We start from the raw sequence: 21,701 nt of genomic DNA, 5'->3' as shown, positions 1-21,701 counted from the left end.
AGCCAGTCAGGGTTAAGGTTGCGTTAACGTCGCACCTCAACAGGTGATTGAGCGCGATGACTGGGGTCGGACGTTGTCCCCGTCAATCAGGCGCAATCAGGCACGCGGCGTAAAACCCGTCGCCGCCGTCGGACGGCAGGAACCTTCGGTTGGGACCAATGCGCCAATCGCTGTGGCTGGCGAGGAAGGCATCAATCTGTGCCTCATTCTCTGCCCGCAACAGCGAACATGTGGCATAGACCAGCGCGCCGCCGGGACGGACGAGCTTCGCGCAGGTGGTCAGAATATGCGCCTGAATGTCCGTGAGCTCCGCCAACCGTGCCTCCGTCAGCCGCCATTTGCCTTCCGGCGCACGGCGCCACGCCCCGCTTCCGGAACACGGCACGTCAGCCATGACGATGTCATAAACACCTTTGGGCTTGGCGACACAGGTGACAGTCGCCCCGGCGCGCAGCGCCCGTTTCGGCAGGTCGGACATGCGGCCGGGATCAGCGTCATGTGCAAACAGCTCTGCCTTTGGCACACGCGCCGCCAGCGCCAGACTTTTCCCGCCCCCGCCTGCACAATAATCCAGAATGCGTGTCGCATCGCCGAGCGGGATCATCTCGACCACAGCCTGACTGGCCGCATCCTGAAGCTCGATCCAGCCGTCGGTGAAACTGTCCGTGCGGATCAGACCACGCGCGCCGGAGGTGACCTCCAAGGCGGTCTCGGCCAAGGCGTGCGGCACCGTCTCGACCCCTTCTTCGGCAAGCCGCGCCCGAGCCTTTTCCCTGTCCGTTTTCAGCAAGTTGGCACGGACAAACACCGGCGCGCGCGTGCGCAGCGCCTCTGCCGTCTCGTGGGTCCGCTCGCCGAGATCCTCGGCGAACCGGGCGGCAAGCCAATCGGGCAAGTCGAGCGCCGCGGCCCCGTCCGGCGCATCACCAGCGGCCACTTCGACGTCGGTCATAGCCATAGGTGCATGACCCTGGCCGGTGAACAGCTCTGCCGGATCCTGGCCGTGCGCGCGAAACAGCCCGATCATCCGGGCGCGGCCGGTCTCCCCTCCGCCAAGCGCGGCTGTCGAGCGCCACATGCGCAGAACGTCGAACACATGGTCACGGATGGCGGCCCGGTCCTTTGACCCGGCAAACCGCGCGCGGCGGCCCCATGAGGTCAGGGCCTTCTCCGCCGCTTCACCCGCCTGAACGCGATCCAGTATCTCGATGGCCGCCTGAACACGGGCCGCCGGGGTCACAGCGGCACCCGTTCAAAGCCATCGCCCACGGCGCGCAACCGCGCGAATTTAGACGGTCCACGCATGTGCGAGCCCGACCAGATCAGGTCCTTGTCGGCAATCCGGGCCAGCGTCAGCTGGCGCGTGTCCGCCGCCTGCGCCCCATCCACGTCATAAATCGGAGACAGGAATGGATCGGGCAATTGCAACGCCTCGGAATGCACGATGTCCGCCACCAGCATCAGATCACCGATGCGCAGTCCGCTGTGACCGGGCGTATGGCCGGGAAGGTGTTCCAGCGTCATGCCCTGCCCGAGGTCAGCGCCATGCGCGACCAGTTCAGGCGTGACCGCCTTGAGCAGATCATCCGCCGGCCCTTCTTTGCCGGTCCAAAAGGCGGCCTCGTCCTTGTGCACGACAACCCGCGCCCGTGGGAACGCCAGCCGGCCCTCCACCATCGCGCCCCCCACGTGGTCGCGATGCAGGTGAGTGAAAATCACACGCTCCACGTCCTCTGCGGAGACGCCGATTTCGGCAAGCAAGGCGCCAAGACGTCCCGCCTTATCGCCGAAATGCGCGCCACAGCCGGTATCGACCAGATCGACGCCGCCCGCGTGACGCAGCACGTAGACATTGAATTCGGACTGGATTTCCTTCAGCCCGACCAGCGCCAGCCGAGCCTGCTGGATCTCCTCCGGACAGGTCTCGAAAACCGACGGGTCAAACACGGTTGCACCATCGGTGAGGCAAATGACCTCGACCCCACCGGCGTCAAAACGATCCACGCCCTGCATCAGGCAACCCCGTCGAAATGCATTTCGGTGACGACTTGTGCGCCCGCCATGCCAAGCAGGTGCCCGTGATCCATTTTCATAGTGACCAATTCTTTGCTCCGCCGCGCCAGTAGGTGATCTTTCAGCATCAGCTTTATCCCGGCCACCTTCCGGAGGAAAGGCCGGCTCTCCTTCCAGAGGCGCGGTCACTTTCAAATACCCTGCCGGAACTGTTGACCCTTCAACCGGAAACGGGCCGTGGGCGCCGCACGGGCCGAGCCGAACGCAATCGCGCCACATAGGTGTCTTGGCGACACGACCGGCATCAAGCCGCCTATGTCAGCCCCTTTCCAGAGTACTCGTTGCCGCAAGCCCAGCCCGTCGGGTTGATTTATGGGACGAAAGTCGACATGATTGCCCCTTGAATTCATCAAAAGTGACGCTAGGCGGAAACAGTCCATGACGGAGTTCACCTCCAATTCGTCCAGAGTGACACGGGTCGGTGATAGAAAAATACAAAAGGGTGAAGCCGCCAAGCCTTTGAAATCGAAGGCCCAGAAAGCACGCAGTCCCAGCCCCGCAGCGTTGCGCAGCATGTTGGGGGCCAACCTGCGGCAGCTGTCGCGCCAGGCGAAGTCCATTTCTGCCCTGTGCCGCGAATTGGGCATCAACCGCACGCAGTACAACCGCTACCTTGGCGGCGAAAGCTTCCCGCGGCCGGACGTGTTGCACCGCATCTGTTCCCACTTTGGCGTGGATGCGCGCATCCTGCTGGAACCTGTGGACAGCATTCTGTTCAAAACCCACGTCCCGGAGCTCAACCCTGCCTTTTCAGATTTGCTCAGGCGCGCGGCATCCCCTCTGTCCGAGGACCTTTTGCCCTCTGGTTTCTACCGGTTCACGCGGCGCTGTTTCGTCCTGGACGATGTCTACGTCCAAGGCATCATCACCATTTCACGTCAAAACGATTTGACGGTTATCAAAGGCTTCGATCCCAAGGAAGCGGTTCTGGCCCAGGGGCTTGAAGTCACCCAGCAGCGACGCGAATTCGGGGGCACGGTGATTGCGCAGGACGACGGCTTTGCCATACTGGTCAGTCGGCGCGGCTCCGCCACCACCCATTTCAACTACCTCGCGCCGATCCCGGCGCCGGAGGGTCATTTCTGGCTTGGCTACACCGCACGCGCGGCCCGCGATCAGGAAACGGCACGACGTGTTGAGCGGCAGACCTACGAGTTTCTGGGCCCCCGGATCAAAGACGCCCTGCCCGCCGCGCGCCTCGCGGGCTTGTGCAACCCTGACGACCTCATGCCGTGCATCCGATCGCTGCTGCGCATTGGTGAACCGTTTCAATCCTGACGCCTACCGAGACGACGCGGGCGCCTCCGGTGAGGCCACCCCGCGCCCGGTCCCATAGGCCAGCATATCGTAAAGATGCCATGTGGCATGTCCCAGCAGCGGCAGCACGATCAGCAGCCCCAGGAACCCCGGCACCATGGCCAGAAATGTCGTCGCACCGATAAAGGCGGCCCAAGCGAACATGCGCAGCGGTTCGCGCTGAACATATTGAAATGAATGGATCATTGCGGTGACAAAGTCGATCTCCCGATCCAGCAACATCGGCAGCGCCAGCACCGTGATCATATAGAGCAGCACCGCGAATCCAGCGCCCACCGTCGTGCCCACCGCCAGCATCGCCAACCCGTTTGGCGTCAGAAACACATCAAAGCTGGAAGACACATTGGTCATCGTCGACAGACCAAGGAACAGCGCAAAGATCATATGCGCGATAAAAAACCAGAACAGGAACACCACAAGGATCACTGCGCAGATCGACGGCAACTGACGTTTCGACTGACGACCGATGACCGAAAAGATCTGCTTCCAGTCCAGCGGCCGCCCTTCTTCGAGCCGCCGACTGACATCATAGAAGCCCACAGCCGCAAACGGGGCAATCAGCGGAAATCCGATGGCCGCAAAGACCAGCCAATAGCTTTGCCCGGTGACCCAGGTGAGCCAGATCATGAACCATCCGCCCATGACCCACGGCAGACCAAAGACCAGCGCGAACCCCGGTGCACGCCGCATGTCGCGGAGCGCCCGCCTCAGGGCCTCTCGAAACATCGCCACAGTCACCGGCCCGAGGTCGCTCGGGCCGAGCGGCGGCGTGCTGTCGATCGGTTCTGCCTGTCTCATCTCCGGCATACCGCCTCTCCCGTCCGCCGCAATCCGGCCCGCCCGCAGTTAATCGGATCGGCGGGATCAAGGTCAAGCGAAGGAAAATCTGACTCTGACTTAGACCTTTGTCTAAGCGGCGTCCCTTGGTGACAAAAGATGAGCGCGCTTCGGACGTTCCACGAATCCGTAGGATTAACACACGTGAACAAAGCATTACGGACCGAACTTAAGGAGCACTCCCCAGCAGACCTTTGTGAACTCCGACCATCGTCTATGCCGCTCACAGAATATAAGACTGGCGTCGTCGGCAGACCTGCGCAATCCTCACACATACGCTGAAACGTCAATTGGAGGATAGACTGATGGCATGGAACACACCGAAGATCCGTGAGATCGAATGCGGCATGGAAATCAACATGTACGGCCCGGAGAACGACGAAGAGCGCGAAGTTCTGTTCTGATCTGACAGCGTGCGGGATAGCACTATGGCGTTTCGCACGCACATTCTTGGGGCCGCTGCCGGTGGTGGTCTGCCCCAATGGAACTGCGGGTGCCCCAATTGCACCCTTGCCCGCGAAGGCGAAATTCCGACCCAGACGCAATCCTCGCTCGCCGTCACCGGCGATGGTGTGCATTGGGCCATCTTGAACGCCTCTCCCGACATCCGCCAGCAATTGACCGATGCCAAACCGCTGCACCCCACGGGGCTGCGCGTTCTGCCGCTGTCGTCCGTGCTGATCACCAACGGTGATATCGACCACGTGGCGGGCCTCCTGACGCTGCGCGAGATGCAGCCCTTTACCCTGTTTGCCACGCAGACCATCCACGGCGTGCTGCGGGACAACCCCATATTCGACGCGCTCAATGCCTCGGTCGTGAAACGCACGCCGATCGCGCTGGACCGGCCCTTCGACCTCGCGCCCGGCCTACGGGCGACGCTGTTCGCCGTTCCCGGCAAGGTGCCGCTGTATATGGAGGGCGAGACGGTGGAGACGCAGCTTTTGGGCGAAAACACCGTCGGGGTCGAGCTGACCGCCGCCGGCAAGCGGGTCTACTACATCCCCGGCTGCGCCTGTCTGACCGATGACCTGAAGGCGCGCATCCGCGGCGCGGACCTGCTGTTCTTCGATGGCACGCTGTGGGCGGATGACGAGATGATCACCGAAGGCTTAGGCCAGAAGACCGGCGCGCGGATGGGGCATATGTCCATGAGCGGCCCCGATGGATCGCTCGGCGCCTTTGACGATCTCAACATCGGCCAACGTGTCTATGTCCACATGAACAACACCAATCCCGTGCTGCGCCCCGGCTCTGACCAGCGCGACACGGCAGAGGGTCACGGCTGGATCATCGGACAGGACGGAATGGAGATAACACCATGAACCCAGCAGCTTCGGCGCAAGAGTTCGAGCATCGCCTGCGCCAGATCGGGGCCGACCGCTACCACGACAAACACCCGTTTCACGACCGGTTGCACGGAGGACACTGCACCCCGGACGAGGTCCGCGCCTGGGTCATCAACCGCTACTACTACCAGCATTCCATCCCGATCAAGGACGCCGCTTTCATGTCGCGCGTCGAAGATCCCGACCTGCGGCGCATCTGGCGCTCCCGGATCGAGGATCATGACGGCACAGACACCAACGAAGGGGGCATCAAGCGCTGGCTGCGCCTCGCCCAGGCCGTCGGTCTCGACCCGGACTACGTGCAGTCACGCCAAGGCATCATGCCCGCGACCAAATTCGCCGTGGACGCCTACGTGCGCTTTGTCCGCGACAAGACGCTGCTGGAGGCTGTCGCCGCCTCTCTGACCGAACTCTTCGCCCCCGCCATCCACGAGAACCGCATCAAAGGTCTCTTGCAACACTATGAATTTGCGGATGATTCCTCTCTCTCCTATTTTCAGAACCGCCTGAAAGAAGCGCCAAAAGACGTGGCCTTCGGCCTGCAATGGGTGCTTGACCACGCTGACACTGCCGAAAAGCAGGACATGGCCGCTGCTGCGCTGGAGTTCAAAACAGACGTGCTTTGGGCGCAGCTTGACGCGCTCTGGAACGGCTATGTGGAGGGACGCATCCCACCGGGTTGCTGGCAACCGGGCGACGGGCTTTTGTTGGCAAAGGCATCATGATCGACGCAACCGCCATCCCGACCTTGCCGCGTGGCGTGCGCCTGCACTTCGACAAGGTGCGCGACACATGGGTTCTGCTGGCGCCGGAACGCACCGTGACGCTGGACATGATCGGCCATGCCATCCTGTCCGAGGTGGACGGTGTCCGCAGCTTTGACGACATCACCGCGGGTCTGGCTGAAAAATACCAGGCCCCCCGCGACCAGATTGCCAAGGACAGCGCGGCCTTTCTGCGCACGCTGGCAGATCGTCGCTTTCTTGACCTGATGACGGAGGTCGCATGACCACCCCGCCCCCCATCGCCATGCTGGCCGAGCTGACGCACCGCTGCCCGCTGTCTTGCCCGTATTGCTCCAACCCGGCGCAGATGGCCAGCGTCGACGCCGAGTTGCAAACGGACGAATGGGCGCGCGTTTTTAACGAAGCGGCAGAGCTGGGCGTTCTGCAACTGCATCTCTCCGGGGGCGAACCGGCCTCGCGCCGCGATCTGGTGGAGCTGGTCAGGGCGGCGCGCGACGCGGGCCTTTACACCAACCTCATCACCTCGGGCATCGGCCTGACGGAAAAGCGGCTGCATGCCCTGGACGCCGCCGGGCTGGATCACATCCAGCTCAGCCTGCAGGGCACAACGCCGGAAATGGCCGACGAGATCGGCGGCTACAAGGGCGGCTTCGACCGCAAGATGATGGTCGCGGGCTGGATCAAGGAGATCGGCTTTCCCCTCACGCTGAATGCTGTGCTGCACCGCAAGAACCTGCACCAGCTGCCACGCGCCTTGGAAATCGCGCAGGAGATGGGGGCCCGCCGGATCGAAGTGGCCACCGTGCAATTCCACGGCTGGGCGTTGCAGAACCGTGACGCGCTGATGCCGACCCGCGAACAGGCCATCGAAGCCACCCGCATCGTGACCGAGGCGCGCACCGCGCTGAAGGGCACGCTGGTCATCGACTACGTGCCCGCCGATTACCACTCCGACTATCCAAAGCGCTGCATGGGCGGATGGGGTCAGGTCGGCCTGAACGTCGCCCCCGACGGCGAGGTGCTGCCCTGTCACGCGGCGCAATCCATTCCGCATCTGACCTTTGACAATGTGCGCGACAAGGCGCTCAAGGACATATGGTACGCAGGCGCGGCCTTCGACGCCTATCGTGGCACGGACTGGATGCCGGAGCCTTGCGCCTCTTGCGACCGCAAGCTCAAGGACTTTGGCGGCTGCCGCTGTCAGGCCATGGCGCTGCTGGGGGACCCGAACGCGACCGATCCGGTTTGTGTGAAGTCCCCGCATCACATCGACCTGCAAGCCCGCGCCGACGCCCACGCACGCAGCGATGCGCCTCTCGTGTACCGTCCGCAGCCGCCAAAAGTGGCAGAACCTGCACAATAGATATGCACTCGGCTCTATGAGGCCGAATATCTCCCAAGTATCTGGGCTATATTATAGATTTCTTTACCCCCGCTCCCCAACCGTACTACCATAAGATGTAGGAGGGGAGACCTATGCCATATCAACACAACCCGATACGACGCGGGGACGACGGGCGGATACGCCACATCGACGTGCCGACATTGATGCAGGCGCCGGACGGTTTCGCGCAGTTGCGCATCGCGCTTGAAGAGCTTGGCGAGACGTTGCCGGACCGCAATCACAAGGGGGAGCCGCCTTGGCTCTTGGCCCCTGAATCTACGAAAGATAGTCTGACGTGGAAGGTCCGGCGCGGCGAAACCCTGATGACGAATTTCGTCACGTGGTTCAAAGATCTTGCACCGGACGAAAGGCAAACGTTCCGCAACCGATACCCGGAACCACCGGCATGGACGGGGTTTTACGACTCGTTGGCCTGACCGGAAAAAAGGCAGTCCAACATAGATGTCAGGCTGCCTTCCCTACAACTTAAACGGTCATTCAGATCAGAGGATCAGTCGTCTGACCGAGCGTCGGCACGGCTCTTGCCCGACACCTGCATGGCCAGCGTCGCTTCCATGAACGGGTCGAGATCACCATCCAGCACGCCGGAGGTGTCCGCCGTTTCGTGGTTGGTGCGCAGGTCTTTGACCATCTGGTAGGGCTGCAAGACGTAAGACCGGATCTGGTTGCCCCAGCCCGCGTCGCCCTTCGCCTCGTGCAGCGCGTTGACCTCGGCGTTGCGGCGGTCCAGTTCCATCTGATAGAGCCGCGATTTCAGCGCCTTCATGGCGATGTCGCGGTTCTGGTGCTGCGATTTCTCGGAGGACGTGACCACGATGCCCGTGGGATGGTGCGTGATCCGCACGGCCGAGTCGGTGGTGTTGACGTGCTGACCACCGGCACCGGACGAGCGATAGGTGTCGATACGAATATCCGCCGGGTTCACTTCGATTTCGATGTTGTCGTCGATCACCGGATAGGCGCCGATCGCGGCAAAGGATGTCTCCCGCGTGCCCTTGCCAAAGGGAGAGATCCGCACAAGCCGGTGGGTGCCGCTCTCCGACTTCAGCCAGCCGTAAGCGTTCGGGCCCTTGATCTGATAGGTCGCGGATTTGATGCCGGCCTCGGTGCCCGGCGTTTCTTCCTGCAGATCGACCTCGAAACCGCGCTTTTCGGCCCAGCGGACATACATCCGCGCCAGCATGTTGGCCCAGTCGCAGGCTTCCGTGCCGCCCGCGCCTGACTTGATTTCCAGGAACGCGTCATTGCCGTCGGTTTCGCCGTCCAGCAGCGCCTCGAGTTCCTTCTTGGCAGACACGTCAACCAGCGCCTTCAACGCGGTTTCGGCCTCTGCCACGACCTCTTCGTCCTCTTCCATTTCGCCAAGTTCGATCAGCTCAACCTGATCTTCGAGCTCTTGTTTGAGGGCATTGTAGGTGTCCAGCGCAGACACCAGCGCCTGCCGGTCCTTGGTCAGTTTCTGCGCGTTGGCCGGATTGTCCCACAGGTTGGGGTCCTCCATGCGCGCGTCAAACTCTTCCAGCCGGTGCTGCGCCGTCTCCCAGCCCAGCCGCTGCTTGAGCAGCTCCAGCGATTTCTGGATCTTCTCAACATTGTTCTGGGCTTCGGCGCGCATGATAGTGTCCTGAAACTGGCTGGGGTCTGTGGCCCCGCGTGATACCAAGGGGGAGCCACAGGAGCAAGGTGGCAAGTGAGACAACACCGGTTGCCCACGGCGCAGCAAGATCACAACCTGCGTGATCCACAGCCTATGGCACGCCTCTGGCATGTCCGGCGGCGCGACGAAGGCACGGGGCCGTTACCGCCGCGGATAGACCCGCAACGGAAAACGCGCGCCGGATCTCTCCGACGCGCGCTCAAATTGCTTCGAAAAGTGCGTGCTCAGTACAGACCACCCGACGACAGCGTGCCAAAGCCCGCCTTCGGGCCCACGACCGCCTTGCGCCCGGTGGAGGTGGTGACCTCCCGCGCAACGGAATCGTTGTCCGGGTTGATCAGGTCAAAGCTGCCGGACACCGCAAAGCCCCCGTCCAGCTGAACGCCCCAGATGCCGTTCATCAGGTCATCCTCGCGGAAGCATTCCGACACCACGTTCGCGCCCGATGCCCCTGCCCCAAGGCGCGCACCGCTGAAGCGGTCGATGTTGACGAAATTACAGTTTTCCGGCGTCTTGAATTCGCCGCCACCGTATTTCTTGACCGCTTCGCGCATGAACTGCGTGAACACCGGACCACAGAACCCGCCGCCTGACGCGCCACGCCCCAGCGAGCGCGGGTTGTCAAAGCCGATGTAACAGCCCGCCACGATGTTGGAGGTGAAGCCCACAAACCACACGTCCTTTGCGTCGTTCGTGGTGCCGGTCTTGCCCGCCGTGGGGACGGACAGCTTCACGGTTCTGGAGGCCGTGCCACGCTCCACCACGCCGCGCATCATGGATGTCAGCTGATAGGCCGTGATCGGGTCCATGACACGCTCACGCTCGTTGACGATGCGCGGGCTGCGCCCTTCGGGCAGGTTGGGATCGAAGCAATCGACACAGACCCGCTTGTTGCCCTGCGCCGCATCGTGGCTGTAGACCGTGTTGCCATAGCGGTCCTGCACGCGGTCGACCAGCGTCGGCTCCACCCGCTCACCGCCATTGGCGAACATGGCATAGGCTGCGACCATCCGGAACAGCGTGGTCTCATCCGCCCCCAGCGCGTTGGCCAGAACGCGTCCCATGTTGTCGTAGACCCCGAATTTCTCGGCGTAGTTCGCGACCACATCCATACCGACCTCTTGGGCGAGACGAATGGTCATCAGGTTCCGCGAGCGTTCGATGCCCGTGCGCAATGGCGTCGGCCCGTAGAACTGGTTCGACGCGTTTTTGGGACGCCAGACGCCCTGTGGGGTGTTGATCTCGATCGGGGCGTCCACGACGATGGTCGCTGGGGTATAGCCGCTGTCCAGCGCCGAGGCATAAACAAACGGTTTGAAGCTCGACCCCGGCTGACGTTTTGCCTGTGTCGCGCGGTTGAAGACCGAGTTCTGATAACTGAACCCGCCCTGCATGGCGATCACACGCCCGGTGTTCACGTCCATCGCCATGAAGCCGCCCTGCACCTGCGGCACCTGCCGCAGCGTCCAGCGCATGAAGTCACCGGACCCGTCTTCGGTCATCTGGCGCACATGGATCACGTCGCCGGGCTCAAAGTTGTCGAACAGGCTGCCGGAGAACCAGCTGGTGTCCGACCGCGGGATCTCCATCCCACGGGGGTCGTCCAACGGAACACCTTCGATCCCGATCAGCAGCGACTGATCGCGCACTTCCCGCACCACGGCCACACGCCAGATGTCGTCCAGGGTCACATCGCGCGCCGCACGCACATCGGACAAGGCAGCGCGCCAGGCGGCCTCGTCATCCAGGGTTGCGGCGTCGATGCTTTTGCCCGTGCCCCGCCAGCGGCCAAGGCTACGGTCGTAGCGCTCCAGCGCGCCTTGCAGCGCATGGGCCGCTTCGTTCTGCATCTCCGGGTCAAGCGTCGCCCGCACGGAATACCCGCCGGAAAAGAACTGCTCCTCGCCAAAGTCGCGGCTCAGCTGACGGCGAATCTCGTCGGTGAAGTAATCGCGCGGCGGCAGACCGCGGGAATAGGGCTCGAAGTCGCCGTTCTGCACCGACCGCAGCGGCTGCGCGACTTCGTGTTCATAGGTCGCCTGATCGATATAGCCGTTGTCCAGCATCTCTGAGAGCACATAATCGCGGCGCTGGGTCAGACGCTCCTTGCGGCGCACCGGGTGATAATCCGACGGCGCCTTCGGCATGGAGGCCAGCATCGCCGCCTCATGCGGTTCCAGCTCGCCAAGCGATTTGTTGAAATAGGTCTGCGCCGCTGCGGTCACGCCAAAGCTGTTCTGCCCGAGGAAAATCTCGTTCAGGTACAGCTCCAGGATCTTGTCCTTGTCCAGCGCCTCTTCGACGCGGGAGGCCAGGATGATCTCCTTGATCTTGCGTTCTGCCCGACGGTCGCCCGAAAGCAGGAAGTTCTTCATCACCTGCTGCGTGATGGTCGAGGCGCCGCGCACATCACGACCACCGGATTCCACCGCCTGAACCGCCGCTGCCGCGATGCCGCGCACGTCATAGCCCTGATGGGTGTAGAAATTCTTGTCCTCGGCAGAGATGAACGCGTTTTTCACCATGTCCGGGATCTCGTTCGCCGGGGTGAACAGACGCCGTTCCTGCGCGAATTCGTCGATCACGCGACCTTCGCCGTTGTAGATTCGGCTGATGGTCGGCGGCGTGTATTGCGCAAGGTGTTCGTGGCTGGGCAAATCGCGGCCATACATCCAGAACACAGCACCAATGGTCAGCGCGATCATCATCGCACCCATGGTCACCACGGCAAAGATGCCGCCAAAGAAGGAGAAGATGAACCGCGTCACGCACAGCCCTCATTTTAGGGAAGTTCAAGCCTTGTTCCGCCTCGCTTAGCGGTTTTCGAGGCATGGGTCAAAACACAACCGCGCCAGAGCGGCGCGGCTTTGCCGATCTGCTATCCGGATGCGCGACGGGCACGGTCCATCGCGTTCGCCTACTGCCGACGCAGCCGCGCCAGCGCCTTGTCCTCGATGATCCACGCGGCCAGTCCGTCGCGGATGCCAGCGGCCATGCCCCCGCGCCATGCAGGGTCCTGCAGGCTGCGCAGATCTTCCTGTGATGACAGAAACCCCAGCTCGATCAGCACCGAGGGAATGTCCGCCGATTTCAGCACGGAAAACGCCGCCTGCCGCTCCGGGTCCTTATGCACGTAGCCCAATTCGCTTCGGATGCCGTCCACCAGGTGCGTCGACAGCGCCTGACTGCGCGGCGTGTTGTCCAGCCGCGCCATATCCAGCAGAATCGACGCCACCTTGTCGTCCGACCCGCTCAGATCCACGCCCGCCAGCAGGTCGTCGCGATCGTGCCGCTCCGCCAGGGCCGCCGAGGCGGCATCAGACGCGTCTTCGGCCAGCGTGTAGACCGACGCGCCATGCGCTACGCCACTGTCCAGCGCATCGGCATGCAGCGAGATGAAGATATCCGCGCCAGCCTCATGCGCCAGCGCCACGCGCCTTTCCAGAGAGACAAAGCTGTCCTCATTGCGCGTCAGCACCACATCGTAGTTGCCAGAGCGCAGCAGCACATCGCGCAATTCACGCGCGAAGGTCAGCATCAGGTCGGCCTCGTTGACCCCCGCCCGCTGTGCGCCGGGATCGACGCCGCCATGGCCGGGGTCCAGCACCACCACGATCGGCGCGCCGGCGGCACGCGGTGCGGGCGCCCGCGCCTTTGCCTCGGGTCGTTTCCAATCCGGATCGCTGGGCACACCGGCCCGCGCGCGAAAGCTCACATCGTCGGTCTCTTCCAAGCGCAGCAGCAGCTCCGCGCTGCCGCCCTCCGTGGCGACCGACAGGCTCGCCTCGGAGACCTGCAGCGGCCCAGTCAGTTCCGCCACCAGCCGCGACCAGCCGGGGCGAAAGCTGCCCATCTGCACCTGGCGCACGCGCTTGCTGGCGTTCAGCTCCCGATCTGTCACCCCGGTCCAGTCGACTTCGCGGAAATCCACCACCAGCCGATACGGGTCCGCCACGGTGAACACCCGCCACGGCACGCCCTGCGACAGCGTCAGCCGCAGCTCACTGCCGCCACCAAACCGGCGGTCCTTGAACCCGCCGTCCTCGTAGCGCGCAAGGCCCGATGCCTCCTGCGCCACGCCCGGCACAGCCCAGACCAGCATGAAAAGAAACGCGAATATTCTGCTCATCACCCGATGTATCCCCGGTCAGAGGTTGTTTTGCGGTATGCTATCAGGTCGCGCCTGTCCCGCCCAGAGGGGCCTCACCCCTGTGCAAGCCCCCGCCGCTTCATGAAGGCGTGCAGCCGCGCAAGCCCTTCTTCGATGTCATCGGTTCCGCGCGCATAGGAAAACCGCAGCGTGCCGCCCCCGCGCACCGGGTCGAAATCCAGTCCCGGCGTCACCGCGACGCCCGCCTCTTCGAGGATCTCGCGCGCAAAGCTGACGCTGTCCTGCGTGATGTGGCTGACATCGGCGTAAAAATAGAACGCCCCGTCCGGCGGCGCGATGCGATCAAACCCCGCGGTGCGCAGCCCCTCCCACATCAGGTCACGGTTGCGGCTGTAGACCGCGAGGTTGGCCTCCGTCTCTTCTCTGGCGTCGATCGCGGCAAGCGCGGCCAGCTGGCTCACGTGCGGCGCGCAGATGAACATGTTCTGCGCCAGCCGCTCCACCTGCCGCACCAGCTCATCCGGCACCACCAGCCAGCCCACGCGCCAGCCCGTCATGGAGAAATACTTGGAAAACGAATTGATCACCACGACATCGTCGCTGATTTCCAGCGCGGTCACGGCGGGCTTGTCGTATTCGATCCCGTGGTAGATCTCATCCGACAGGAACGCCGCACCGCGCGCACTGGCGGCATCGTGCAGGGCGCTCAGGGCAGGCTTGTCCAGCATCGTGCCGGTGGGATTGCCCGGCGAGGCGATCAGCAGCCCCTCGTAATCGACCCCGTCCAGATCCCCCGGCACCGGCTGGTAGCGGTTTTCCAGCGTGGTCTCGACCTCGACCGGCTGAAGGTCCATGGCCTTCAGGATCTGGCGATAAGACGGATAACCCGGACGCCCCAGGGCCACCCGGTCGCCGGCATCGAACAGCGCCGAAAACGCCAGGACGAAGCCCCCCGACGACCCGGACGTCACCACCACGCGGGCCGGGTCAAGGTCGACGTTGTACCATTCGCCATAAAGCTGCGCGATGCGCGCCCGCAATGCCGGGATGCCCAGGGCGACGGTATAGCCCATGGGGTCATGGCTCAGCGCCTCGGCCAGTGCCGTGCGCGCGGGCTCCGGTGCGGCGCTGCCCGGCTGGCCCACTTCCATATGGATCACCCGATGTCCGGCGGCCTCGCGGGCCCGCGCAGCTTCCATGACATCCATCACGATAAAGGGATCGACGTTCCCGCGTCTTGAACTTCTCATGTCTGTCTCTCTACTCTGGGCGCAACCTGTCTGCCCCGACGCTTATGAGCGAGACCCCAGTGCCGTCAATGACCCTCTCCCGCCTGCTCGCCGCGATCCTCGCTCTCAGCCTGTTGGCCGCAGCCCCTCTGCGCGCCGCCACATTCCTGCGCGATGCGGATATGGAATACGCGTTGAAACAACTGGCAGCCCCGGTTCTGACCGCCGCCGGGCTGACGCCAAGCCAGGTGCAGATCGTCGTGCTGGACGACAGTTCGCTGAACGCCTTTGTCACCGATGCGCGTCACATCTTCTTGCACTCCGGCCTGATCATGAAGCTCGACAGCGCCGCCTCCCTGCAATCGGTGATCGCCCATGAGGCCGCGCATATCGCCAACGGCCACATCGCGCGCCGTCTGGCCAACATGCGCTCCGCCCGCAACGCCGCCGGTCTGGGCCTTGCGCTGGCGGCTGTGGCCGGGGCCTCCGGTGCCGATCCGAATGTCGCCCTCGGCATTGCGCTGGGATCGCAAAGCGCCAGCCAGCGGCGCTTTTTCAGCCACACCCGCGCCGAGGAAAGCTCCGCTGACATCGCGTCCGTCCGCTACATGGTACGCGCCGGGATCGACCCCCAAGGAGCCGTGGACACGATAAAGCATTTCACCGGGCAGTTGAACCTGAACGAAAGCCGCCTCGATCCCTACGCCGTCACCCACCCGCTGTCCCGCGACCGCCTCCGCGCGCTGGAGGCGCTTGTTGCCAGCGCGCCAAAGGCCGCGCCCAATGCCGCCGCCGAATACTGGTTCGCCCGCGCCAAGGGCAAGCTGACCGCCTTCAAACGCGCGCCCGGCTGGACCCTGCGCCGCGCCGGGTCCGATCCATACAAGGACGTGGCCCTGATGCGGCAGGCCGTGGCCTACCACAGGCAATCCGATCTGCGGCGGGCGCTGAAATCCATCGACGCCGCCATCGCCATGCGCCCCAAGGACCCCTACCTGCTGGAGCTCAAGGGCCAGATCCTGCTGGAATCACGTCAGTTCAAGGCCGCTGAACAAGTCTACAGCGCCGCGGCCAACCGTGCCCCGCGTGAACCGCTGATCCTCGGCGGTCTGGGCCGGGCGCGTCTGGCCACCGGCAACGCCAAGGGCGCATTGCAGGCGCTCGAAGGCGCGCGGGGCCGTGACTTTTCCGACCCCCGCCTGCTGCGCGACCTCGCCGTCGCCTATGCCAAGCTCGGCAACACCGGCATGGCCTCGCTGGCCACCGCCGAACGCTACGCCCTGATCGGCCGCCTGACGGACGCGGAACTGCATGCCGGGCGCGCCGCCGATCAACTGCCGCGCGGTTCAGCCCCGTGGCAGCGGGCCCAAGATGTGTTAAGTGCTGCCAAACAGGCAAAACGTCGCTAGAGACTACACCAATACCGCAACCACGGAGACACCATGTCCAAGACACTTCTCAAAGCCGGCGTCACCGCCGCCTGCCTTCTGGGCGCCACCACGGCCTCTGCGCAGGACGCCTTTGACATTGACAACATGACGGACACGCAGCGTGCGGCCTTTGGTGAGGCGGTCCGCGACTACCTGCTGGAAAACCCGCAGACCATCATGGACGCCGTGTCCAAGCTCGAGGAAATGGAAGCGCAGCAACAGATCGTCGCGGATCAGTCGCTGGTGGAAACCCACCGCGAAGCGCTTCTCGACGACGGCTATTCCTGGGTCGGCGGCAACCCCGACGGCGATTTCACCATCGTGGAATTCATGGACTACCGCTGCGGCTACTGCCGCAAGGCCGCGCCTGAGGTCACCGAGCTGGTGGAAAACGACGGCAACATCCGCCTGATCGTCAAGGAATTCCCGATCCTGGGCGAAGCGTCCCTGGAATCGTCGAAATTCGCCATCGCCACGCAGATCGTCGCCGGGGATGAGGCCTACGGTCAGGTCCACGACGCTCTGATCGCGCTCGAAGGCAACCCCAGCGAAAGCGCGCTGACCCGTCTGGCAGACACCTTCGGCCTCGACGGCGAGGCGATCCTTGCGGAAATGAACAGCGACGAAGTCATGCGCCGCATCTCTGAAACCCGCGCGCTGGCGCAGGCCATGCAGATCAGCGGCACGCCGTCCTTCGTCTTTGGCGATGAAATGGTGCGTGGCTATGCACCGCTGCCCGCGATGGAACAGATCGTGGCGCAGGCGCGCGCCTCCGAGTGATACGGTATCTCCTTCCGGCGCTGCTGCTGATCGCGGCGCCGGGGTTCGCCCAGTTCGAACCCACGGCAGAGGAACGTCTGCGCGCGCTTACGGCGCCGCCGGCGACCGACCTCTACGGGGCGGAAAAAAGCGCGGACCGCAGCCGCATTGCCGCTGACGCGCCGACCTTGTTCGCCCCTCTGACCGAGGGCGCGCGTCCTGCCGAGATTGTCCTGTTTGTTGGCCCTGATTGCGACGATTGCGACCGTGCACGCCGCGAGCTGACCGATCTGGCCAATGACCTCGACGTGCCGTGGCGATCGTTCTCACTCGAAAACGCGGAGCATCGCGCCATGTTCGAGCGTCTGCAATTCGATGCGCTGCCCGCCTATGTGCTGCCGGACAGGCTTATCCAGGGGCATATGCCCGACCTCGTTCTCCGGACCTACCTGAGCCGGTGAGCCGCGCGGTGCGGCCCGAGTTTCGACGCCTCGCTCGGTAGCGTGCCAACCGCCTGCGTGGCCGCCGCAAAATGCAGGGTCACGCAGGTGCCCTGCCCCGGTTCAGACGTGATGTCCAGCCGGCCACCGGACTGTTCCACGATGCCGCGCACCATGGACAGGCCCAAGCCCGTCGCCTTGTTGCGCGTGCTGTAGAACGGATCGCACACGAGGCTCAGGCGGTCCGCCGCAATCCCCTCGCCGGTGTCCTGAACCGACAGGCTCACGGTCGGTATGTCCAGCGCCGTGGTTTCCATCGCCTCCAACCGGATATCGCCACCGCGAGGCATGGCGTCCCGGGCGTTCAGGAACAGTTCCAGAAGCACCGACTGCACCTTCCCCGTGTCCACCCGTATCTTTGGCAGACCTTTGGGCACCGGCGCGCAGATCATCCGGTGTTGTGGCCCCAGCACGTTGGAAATCAGCGGCGTGACCCCGTCAAAGATCTCGGCCACGTCGACGGTCCGCGTCTCCAGCCGCGCCTTGCGCGAAAACGCCAGCAATTGCTTGATCATCTCCGCGCCGCGTTTGGCGGACCGTTCCGCCTCCGCGATGTATTCCGCACGGTCTCCCGGCTTCGTCGTCAAACGCGCCAGTTCCAGATTGCCCAGAACCACCGTCAGAAGGTTGTTGAAATCATGCGCCATGCCACCGGCCAGCTTGCCCACCGCGTCGCGCTTGGCCCGCGCCACCTCCAGCCCCTGGGCCTGCCGCGTCTCTTTCCGCGCCCGCCAGACCGAAAAGTTGGCCATGACAAAATAGACCAGCACCAGTGCAAACACCCCGAAGCCCATGATGGTCTCGATCAACCCACCGCCTTGCAGGTAGTAGATGATCGGCACCAGCATGACCGTCACCGCGATGGAGATGCTGTCACACACCCACAGCAGCGCGGATTCGGCGCGCACCCAGCTGACCGACAGCATCGCGGTCACGATGATTGCCATCGCGAACAGGTCGAGCACGCGATCGTCGAGATACCAAAGCCAGACGGCCATCAACGTGTAGCTCAGCGTATCGACCAGAATCCAGATCACCAGACCGATCAGGCGCCACCCGGTCAGCCGATCCGGCAAGCGCGCCGCGACCCACATGAACGGCAGATAGATCACCATGCGCCCCACGAACCAGATAAGCGTTTCGCCCATCCCAAAGACAAGGAACAGCGTCAGGCACGCAATGAAAAGGCTGAACCCGCGAAAGATCAATTCGCGGCGGCGCAAGATATGTTGGGCACGGATCACGTGCGTGTCCAACACAAACATAGTGTCCAGCCCGGGTAATCCTCTCATACCGCTCCTGCGCTGCTCATGCCCCCCGCGTTCGGGGTCTCCCAATCCTTGTGTGTTACTCGGCCGCTTCGGTCGACACGGCCCCGGCCTCTATGGCTTCGGCGCGCTTTTCGACTTCTTCGACAATGTGATCGACCATCTGTTCGTTGTTCATCTTGTGGCTCGCCTTGCCCGCCAGATAGACCATGCCGGACCCGGCACCGCCGCCGGTAAAGCCGACATCGGTCATCAACGCCTCACCGGGTCCGTTCACAACGCAGCCGATGATGCTCAGGGACATGGGCGTTTTTATGTGTTCCAGCCGCTTTTCCAGTGTCTCCACCGTCTTGATCACGTCGAACCCCTGACGCGCGCAGCTGGGACAGGAGATGATGTTCACACCGCGATGGCGCAGGCCAAGCGACTTGAGGATTTCGAACCCGATTTTCACCTCTTCGACCGGATCGGCGGACAGCGACACGCGTATCGTATCACCAATCCCCATCCAAAGCAGGTTGCCAAGGCCGATCGCGCTCTTGACGGTGCCGGACACAAGTCCCCCCGCCTCGGTGATGCCAAGGTGGATCGGGGCATCCGTGGCTTCCGCCAACTGCTGATACGCGGCTGCGGCCATGAACACGTCCGAGGCCTTCACCGAGATCTTGAACTCGTGAAAATCGTTGTCCTGCAAGATCCGGATGTGATCCAGACCGCTCTCGACCATCGCGTCGGGACAGGGCTCACCGTATTTTTCCAGCAGATGCCGTTCCAGACTACCCGCGTTCACGCCGATGCGGATCGAACAGCTGTGGTCGCGTGCGGCCTGAATGACCTCCCGCACCCGGTCCGGGGAGCCGATGTTGCCGGGGTTGATCCGCAGACAGGCCGCGCCGGCCTCCGCCGCTTCGATGCCGCGTTTGTAGTGAAAGTGGATATCCGCCACGATGGGCACCGGGCTTTCGCGCACGATCTCCTTCAGCGCCTTTGACGACGCCTCGTCCGGGACAGACACGCGGACAATATCGGCCCCCGCATCGGCAGCGGCCTGAATCTGCGCGATGGTGCCTTTGATATCCGTGGTCGCCGTGTTCGTCATCGTCTGGACGGAAATCGGCGCATCCCCTCCGACCGGCACGTTGCCGACCATGATTTGACGGGACGTGCGGCGGTAAATGTTACGCCACGGGCGAACATGATTGAGGCTCATGCCGAGTCTCCTGTTATGGTTGTCCTGTCAGGATATAGGATGGCCGAGGACAGAGCGAAAGTGCAACGCCCCGCCACCCCGGCCAATCAGCGACCCGGGCCGGTGTCTTGAAGCCGCAGCTCCGCAACAACCCGCGCAAGGGTCTGGTTCTGTGTCAGATCCGCCACCTGCAACTTCTGCGTGATGGCGTCGGCGGACAGGGCAAGGTTGCGACCGAATTGGCCGGATTGCCCATAGGGGCCAAAGGTCTGACCGTTCACCGCAAAGAAAACACCGCCCGCATTGCCGGAAAAGATCGTCGGCGGCTGGTCGGTCTGAGGCACTTGGTAGGTCTGGCCCGCCTGCAACGTCTGGGCAAAGATCTTCTTGCCGGAGGTCGTCGTCACCTCAACCCAAGTTTCCGATGTTGCCACCACGGTGATCCCCGGACGCGCGTCAGCCGTGACACGCGGGGAAACCGGCGTAGCATCCGGCGTCTGGGGCTGCCGCGCCACCGGCGCTGTCAGCTGACGCTCTGGCACAGCGGAGGCCACCTGCACCGTGGGTTCAGCCGAATCGCCAAGCAGATCCATCGCCACCAGTGTGGTCATCAGATCCTCGTCACGCGATGTATCCGCCGGGCCATATTGCTCCGTCAGATCGGCCGCGGCGAGCGAGACATTCTCTGTCACCGCCCCACGCGATCCGGCAGGGCCATAGACCGTGCCGTCGACGCTGAAATACACAGATCCGGATTCACCCACCTGAATGCGCGGCGCATTCGAATCACGCGGCACGGAATAGCTTTCGCCCGCGTTCATCACGCGCGACAGCAAGACGGTCCCGCTCTCGTCAGACACCTGAACCCAAGCCGGACGCACAGCGATAACGGAGACGCCATTGCCGGCAAGCATCTGTCCGCTTTGCACCGCGGTCTGGCCCTGCGCACGGTCGATCATCCCTTCCGCCAAAGCAGCCGCTGCCAGCGCGCTGTCCTGAACGGACGGCAACGCCGCACCGCGTCCGGAAAACAGCCCGCCGCTGTCAGGATCGAGCGTCGAAATCGGTTCATCCCGCGCCACCAGCACCGGCACATCCAGCGCCTGTGGGCGATACAGACGGTCAAAGGCTTCGGTCGTCGGCGGCGTGAACACGCCCGCAACATCTTTCGTGACCTTTTCGGAAGGCGTGCGGTCCGCGCGCGCCGCGTCGAGAGGGTCAAGCTCGCTCAGCACGACAGGCGTCTGATCCACGGGTGTTACCTGCACACGCTGCACTTCCTGCAGCACGGCCCAAGCGCCGTACCCGATGCCGGAAATCAGCGCCAGCAGGACCAGGGACGACCCAATGGCACGCGGCTCGATGTGCGAAAAGATACTGTCGGAGGCGGGCGCAAATGGCAGGTTCGGCTCCGCCAGGTGGTTGCGCACACGCGGCTTGAGCACATCGTCAGCCGTGGGTTTGCGCACCACGGACGCCTCGGAGGACATGCCGTGCGCGACCGCGAAACCGCTTTCCTTGCAGAAGCCCGAAAATGCCTCGTCCGGGTCCATCCCCAAGTAGCGCGCATAGGAGCGCACGTAACCGGCTATAAACCCGGGTGTGTCAAACGCGTTGGGATCACAGTTCTCGATCGCGGCGATGTAGCTCGCCTTGATGCGCAACTCCCGCTGCACATCGAGTAGCGATTTCCCCATGGTGGCGCGTTCGCCACGCATGACGTCGCCTAATTGCAGAGCGAAACCGTCAAAGCCCTGATGTTCAGGGGCGCTGTCGGTTAGGTTCTGGGTTTTACGCCCGATCATGCGCGACTGCCCCAACTTACTATCAA

General features: G+C 63.4%; 21 protein-coding genes. 10 read left to right on the top strand and 11 right to left on the bottom strand.

Annotated elements, in window-relative coordinates; genetic code table 11:
- Window positions 1-82: 82 nt before the first annotated feature.
- From GGQ68_RS07465 to GGQ68_RS24570, 3 genes are read right to left on the bottom strand one after another with little or no spacing between them, the layout of a single operon-like run.
- A complete protein-coding gene (locus tag GGQ68_RS07465) occupies window positions 83-1,240 on the bottom strand; it encodes an RsmB/NOP family class I SAM-dependent RNA methyltransferase (protein WP_183964558.1) in 1,158 nt (385 codons plus the stop codon).
- Complete coding sequence (locus tag GGQ68_RS07460) at window positions 1,237-2,013, bottom strand: MBL fold metallo-hydrolase (RefSeq protein ID WP_183964556.1); 777 nt, start codon at window positions 2,011-2,013, stop codon at window positions 1,237-1,239. The genes GGQ68_RS07465 and GGQ68_RS07460 overlap by 4 nt, the downstream gene beginning before the upstream one ends.
- Window positions 2,013-2,141, bottom strand: coding sequence for a hypothetical protein (locus tag GGQ68_RS24570; protein ID WP_281374672.1), 129 nt, complete (start codon window positions 2,139-2,141; stop codon window positions 2,013-2,015). Before GGQ68_RS24570 ends, GGQ68_RS07460 begins: the two co-directional genes overlap by 1 nt.
- A 310-nt stretch (window positions 2,142-2,451) precedes the next feature.
- Here GGQ68_RS24570 and GGQ68_RS07455 point away from each other — a divergent pair, with 310 nt between their 5' ends.
- The gene (locus GGQ68_RS07455) at window positions 2,452-3,351 is read left to right on the top strand and encodes a helix-turn-helix domain-containing protein (protein WP_246429294.1); all 900 of its coding nucleotides are present in this window, start codon (window positions 2,452-2,454) and stop codon (window positions 3,349-3,351) included.
- Between the two features lie 3 nt (window positions 3,352-3,354).
- Here the strand turns inward: GGQ68_RS07455 and GGQ68_RS07450 are convergent, their stop codons facing one another.
- Window positions 3,355-4,197, bottom strand: coding sequence for a DUF2189 domain-containing protein (locus tag GGQ68_RS07450; protein WP_425502964.1), 843 nt, complete (start codon window positions 4,195-4,197; stop codon window positions 3,355-3,357).
- A 335-nt stretch (window positions 4,198-4,532) separates the two neighbouring features.
- On the opposite strand from GGQ68_RS07450, the gene pqqA reads away from it, so the two are divergent.
- From pqqA to GGQ68_RS07420, 6 genes are all read left to right on the top strand, one after another.
- Entirely contained in the window at window positions 4,533-4,631 is a 99-nt protein-coding gene (gene pqqA, locus GGQ68_RS07445; RefSeq protein ID WP_183964554.1) for a pyrroloquinoline quinone precursor peptide PqqA, read from the top strand.
- Between the two features lie 24 nt (window positions 4,632-4,655).
- Entirely contained in the window at window positions 4,656-5,552 is an 897-nt protein-coding gene (gene pqqB / locus GGQ68_RS07440) for a pyrroloquinoline quinone biosynthesis protein PqqB (protein ID WP_183964552.1), read from the top strand.
- The gene (gene pqqC / locus GGQ68_RS07435; RefSeq protein WP_183964550.1) at window positions 5,549-6,301 is read left to right on the top strand and encodes a pyrroloquinoline-quinone synthase PqqC; all 753 of its coding nucleotides are present in this window, start codon (window positions 5,549-5,551) and stop codon (window positions 6,299-6,301) included. The genes pqqB and pqqC overlap by 4 nt, the downstream gene beginning before the upstream one ends.
- On the top strand, window positions 6,298-6,585 hold the full coding sequence (gene pqqD / locus GGQ68_RS07430; protein ID WP_183964548.1) for a pyrroloquinoline quinone biosynthesis peptide chaperone PqqD: 288 nt from the start codon (window positions 6,298-6,300) through the stop codon (window positions 6,583-6,585). Before pqqC ends, pqqD begins: the two co-directional genes overlap by 4 nt.
- A complete protein-coding gene (gene pqqE / locus GGQ68_RS07425; RefSeq protein ID WP_183964546.1) occupies window positions 6,582-7,685 on the top strand; it encodes a pyrroloquinoline quinone biosynthesis protein PqqE in 1,104 nt (367 codons plus the stop codon). The genes pqqD and pqqE overlap by 4 nt, the downstream gene beginning before the upstream one ends.
- Window positions 7,686-7,798: 113 nt before the next feature.
- Entirely contained in the window at window positions 7,799-8,143 is a 345-nt protein-coding gene (locus GGQ68_RS07420; protein ID WP_183964544.1) for a hypothetical protein, read from the top strand.
- A gap of 74 nt (window positions 8,144-8,217) precedes the next feature.
- Here the strand turns inward: GGQ68_RS07420 and prfB are convergent, their stop codons facing one another.
- The 4 genes from prfB to GGQ68_RS07400 form a co-directional block, all read right to left on the bottom strand.
- On the bottom strand, window positions 8,218-9,342 hold the full coding sequence (prfB, locus tag GGQ68_RS07415; protein ID WP_183964542.1) for a peptide chain release factor 2: 1,125 nt from the start codon (window positions 9,340-9,342) through the stop codon (window positions 8,218-8,220).
- Between the two features lie 266 nt (window positions 9,343-9,608).
- The gene (locus tag GGQ68_RS07410; protein ID WP_183964540.1) at window positions 9,609-12,152 is read right to left on the bottom strand and encodes a PBP1A family penicillin-binding protein; all 2,544 of its coding nucleotides are present in this window, start codon (window positions 12,150-12,152) and stop codon (window positions 9,609-9,611) included.
- A gap of 149 nt (window positions 12,153-12,301) precedes the next feature.
- Window positions 12,302-13,513 carry an N-acetylmuramoyl-L-alanine amidase gene (locus tag GGQ68_RS07405; RefSeq protein WP_183964538.1) on the bottom strand — a complete coding sequence of 404 codons (1,212 nt, stop codon included), beginning with the start codon at window positions 13,511-13,513 and terminating at the stop codon, window positions 12,302-12,304.
- 74 nt (window positions 13,514-13,587) lie between these two features.
- Complete coding sequence (locus GGQ68_RS07400) at window positions 13,588-14,745, bottom strand: pyridoxal phosphate-dependent aminotransferase (protein WP_183964536.1); 1,158 nt, start codon at window positions 14,743-14,745, stop codon at window positions 13,588-13,590.
- Window positions 14,746-14,813: 68 nt separating this feature from the next.
- Here GGQ68_RS07400 and GGQ68_RS07395 point away from each other — a divergent pair, with 68 nt between their 5' ends.
- From GGQ68_RS07395 to GGQ68_RS07385, 3 genes are read left to right on the top strand one after another with little or no spacing between them, the layout of a single operon-like run.
- On the top strand, window positions 14,814-16,133 hold the full coding sequence (locus GGQ68_RS07395; RefSeq protein ID WP_183964534.1) for a M48 family metalloprotease: 1,320 nt from the start codon (window positions 14,814-14,816) through the stop codon (window positions 16,131-16,133).
- A gap of 33 nt (window positions 16,134-16,166) precedes the next feature.
- Window positions 16,167-16,934 (top strand): DsbA family protein, encoded by a 768-nt coding sequence (locus tag GGQ68_RS07390; protein ID WP_183964532.1) that lies wholly within the window; start codon window positions 16,167-16,169, stop codon window positions 16,932-16,934.
- Complete coding sequence (locus tag GGQ68_RS07385; protein ID WP_183964530.1) at window positions 16,931-17,374, top strand: hypothetical protein; 444 nt, start codon at window positions 16,931-16,933, stop codon at window positions 17,372-17,374. The genes GGQ68_RS07390 and GGQ68_RS07385 overlap by 4 nt, the downstream gene beginning before the upstream one ends.
- Here the strand turns inward: GGQ68_RS07385 and GGQ68_RS24685 are convergent.
- From GGQ68_RS24685 to GGQ68_RS07370, 3 genes are all read right to left on the bottom strand, one after another.
- Complete coding sequence (locus GGQ68_RS24685) at window positions 17,359-18,657, bottom strand: ATP-binding protein (RefSeq protein WP_183964528.1); 1,299 nt, start codon at window positions 18,655-18,657, stop codon at window positions 17,359-17,361. The two genes, GGQ68_RS07385 and GGQ68_RS24685, sit on opposite strands and share 16 nt — an antisense overlap.
- Before the next feature lie 103 nt (window positions 18,658-18,760).
- Window positions 18,761-19,891: a flavodoxin-dependent (E)-4-hydroxy-3-methylbut-2-enyl-diphosphate synthase gene (gene ispG, locus GGQ68_RS07375; RefSeq protein ID WP_183964526.1), complete on the bottom strand. Its 1,131-nt coding sequence runs from the start codon at window positions 19,889-19,891 to the stop codon at window positions 18,761-18,763.
- An 86-nt stretch (window positions 19,892-19,977) separates the two neighbouring features.
- Window positions 19,978-21,675: a helix-turn-helix domain-containing protein gene (locus GGQ68_RS07370; RefSeq protein ID WP_183964524.1), complete on the bottom strand. Its 1,698-nt coding sequence runs from the start codon at window positions 21,673-21,675 to the stop codon at window positions 19,978-19,980.
- Window positions 21,676-21,701: the final 26 nt, after the last annotated feature.

The sequence above is a fragment of the Sagittula marina genome, assembly GCF_014196795.1.
GTDB lineage: Bacteria > Pseudomonadota > Alphaproteobacteria > Rhodobacterales > Rhodobacteraceae > Sagittula > Sagittula marina.
This window is presented reverse-complemented; position numbering and strand designations above follow the sequence as displayed.

Excerpts from the sequence above, each read along its gene's own strand:
- ispG (WP_183964526.1), bottom strand. The coding sequence starts at position 19,891 with ATGAGCCTCAATCATGTTCGCCCGTGGCGTAACATTTACCGCCGCACG.
- GGQ68_RS07420 (WP_183964544.1), top strand. The coding sequence starts at position 7,799 with ATGCCATATCAACACAACCCGATACGACGCGGGGACGACGGGCGGATA.
- pqqC (WP_183964550.1), top strand. The coding sequence starts at position 5,549 with ATGAACCCAGCAGCTTCGGCGCAAGAGTTCGAGCATCGCCTGCGCCAG.
- GGQ68_RS07405 (WP_183964538.1), bottom strand. The coding sequence starts at position 13,513 with ATGAGCAGAATATTCGCGTTTCTTTTCATGCTGGTCTGGGCTGTGCCG.
- GGQ68_RS07455 (WP_246429294.1), top strand. The coding sequence starts at position 2,452 with ATGACGGAGTTCACCTCCAATTCGTCCAGAGTGACACGGGTCGGTGAT.
- pqqD (WP_183964548.1), top strand. The coding sequence starts at position 6,298 with ATGATCGACGCAACCGCCATCCCGACCTTGCCGCGTGGCGTGCGCCTG.
- GGQ68_RS07370 (WP_183964524.1), bottom strand. The coding sequence starts at position 21,675 with ATGATCGGGCGTAAAACCCAGAACCTAACCGACAGCGCCCCTGAACAT.
- GGQ68_RS24570 (WP_281374672.1), bottom strand. The coding sequence starts at position 2,141 with ATGCTGAAAGATCACCTACTGGCGCGGCGGAGCAAAGAATTGGTCACT.
- GGQ68_RS07460 (WP_183964556.1), bottom strand. The coding sequence starts at position 2,013 with ATGCAGGGCGTGGATCGTTTTGACGCCGGTGGGGTCGAGGTCATTTGC.
- prfB (WP_183964542.1), bottom strand. The coding sequence starts at position 9,342 with ATGCGCGCCGAAGCCCAGAACAATGTTGAGAAGATCCAGAAATCGCTG.
- GGQ68_RS07395 (WP_183964534.1), top strand. The coding sequence starts at position 14,814 with ATGACCCTCTCCCGCCTGCTCGCCGCGATCCTCGCTCTCAGCCTGTTG.
- GGQ68_RS07390 (WP_183964532.1), top strand. The coding sequence starts at position 16,167 with ATGTCCAAGACACTTCTCAAAGCCGGCGTCACCGCCGCCTGCCTTCTG.
- pqqE (WP_183964546.1), top strand. The coding sequence starts at position 6,582 with ATGACCACCCCGCCCCCCATCGCCATGCTGGCCGAGCTGACGCACCGC.
- pqqA (WP_183964554.1), top strand. The coding sequence starts at position 4,533 with ATGGCATGGAACACACCGAAGATCCGTGAGATCGAATGCGGCATGGAA.
- GGQ68_RS07400 (WP_183964536.1), bottom strand. The coding sequence starts at position 14,745 with ATGAGAAGTTCAAGACGCGGGAACGTCGATCCCTTTATCGTGATGGAT.
- GGQ68_RS07450 (WP_425502964.1), bottom strand. The coding sequence starts at position 4,197 with ATGCCGGAGATGAGACAGGCAGAACCGATCGACAGCACGCCGCCGCTC.
- pqqB (WP_183964552.1), top strand. The coding sequence starts at position 4,656 with ATGGCGTTTCGCACGCACATTCTTGGGGCCGCTGCCGGTGGTGGTCTG.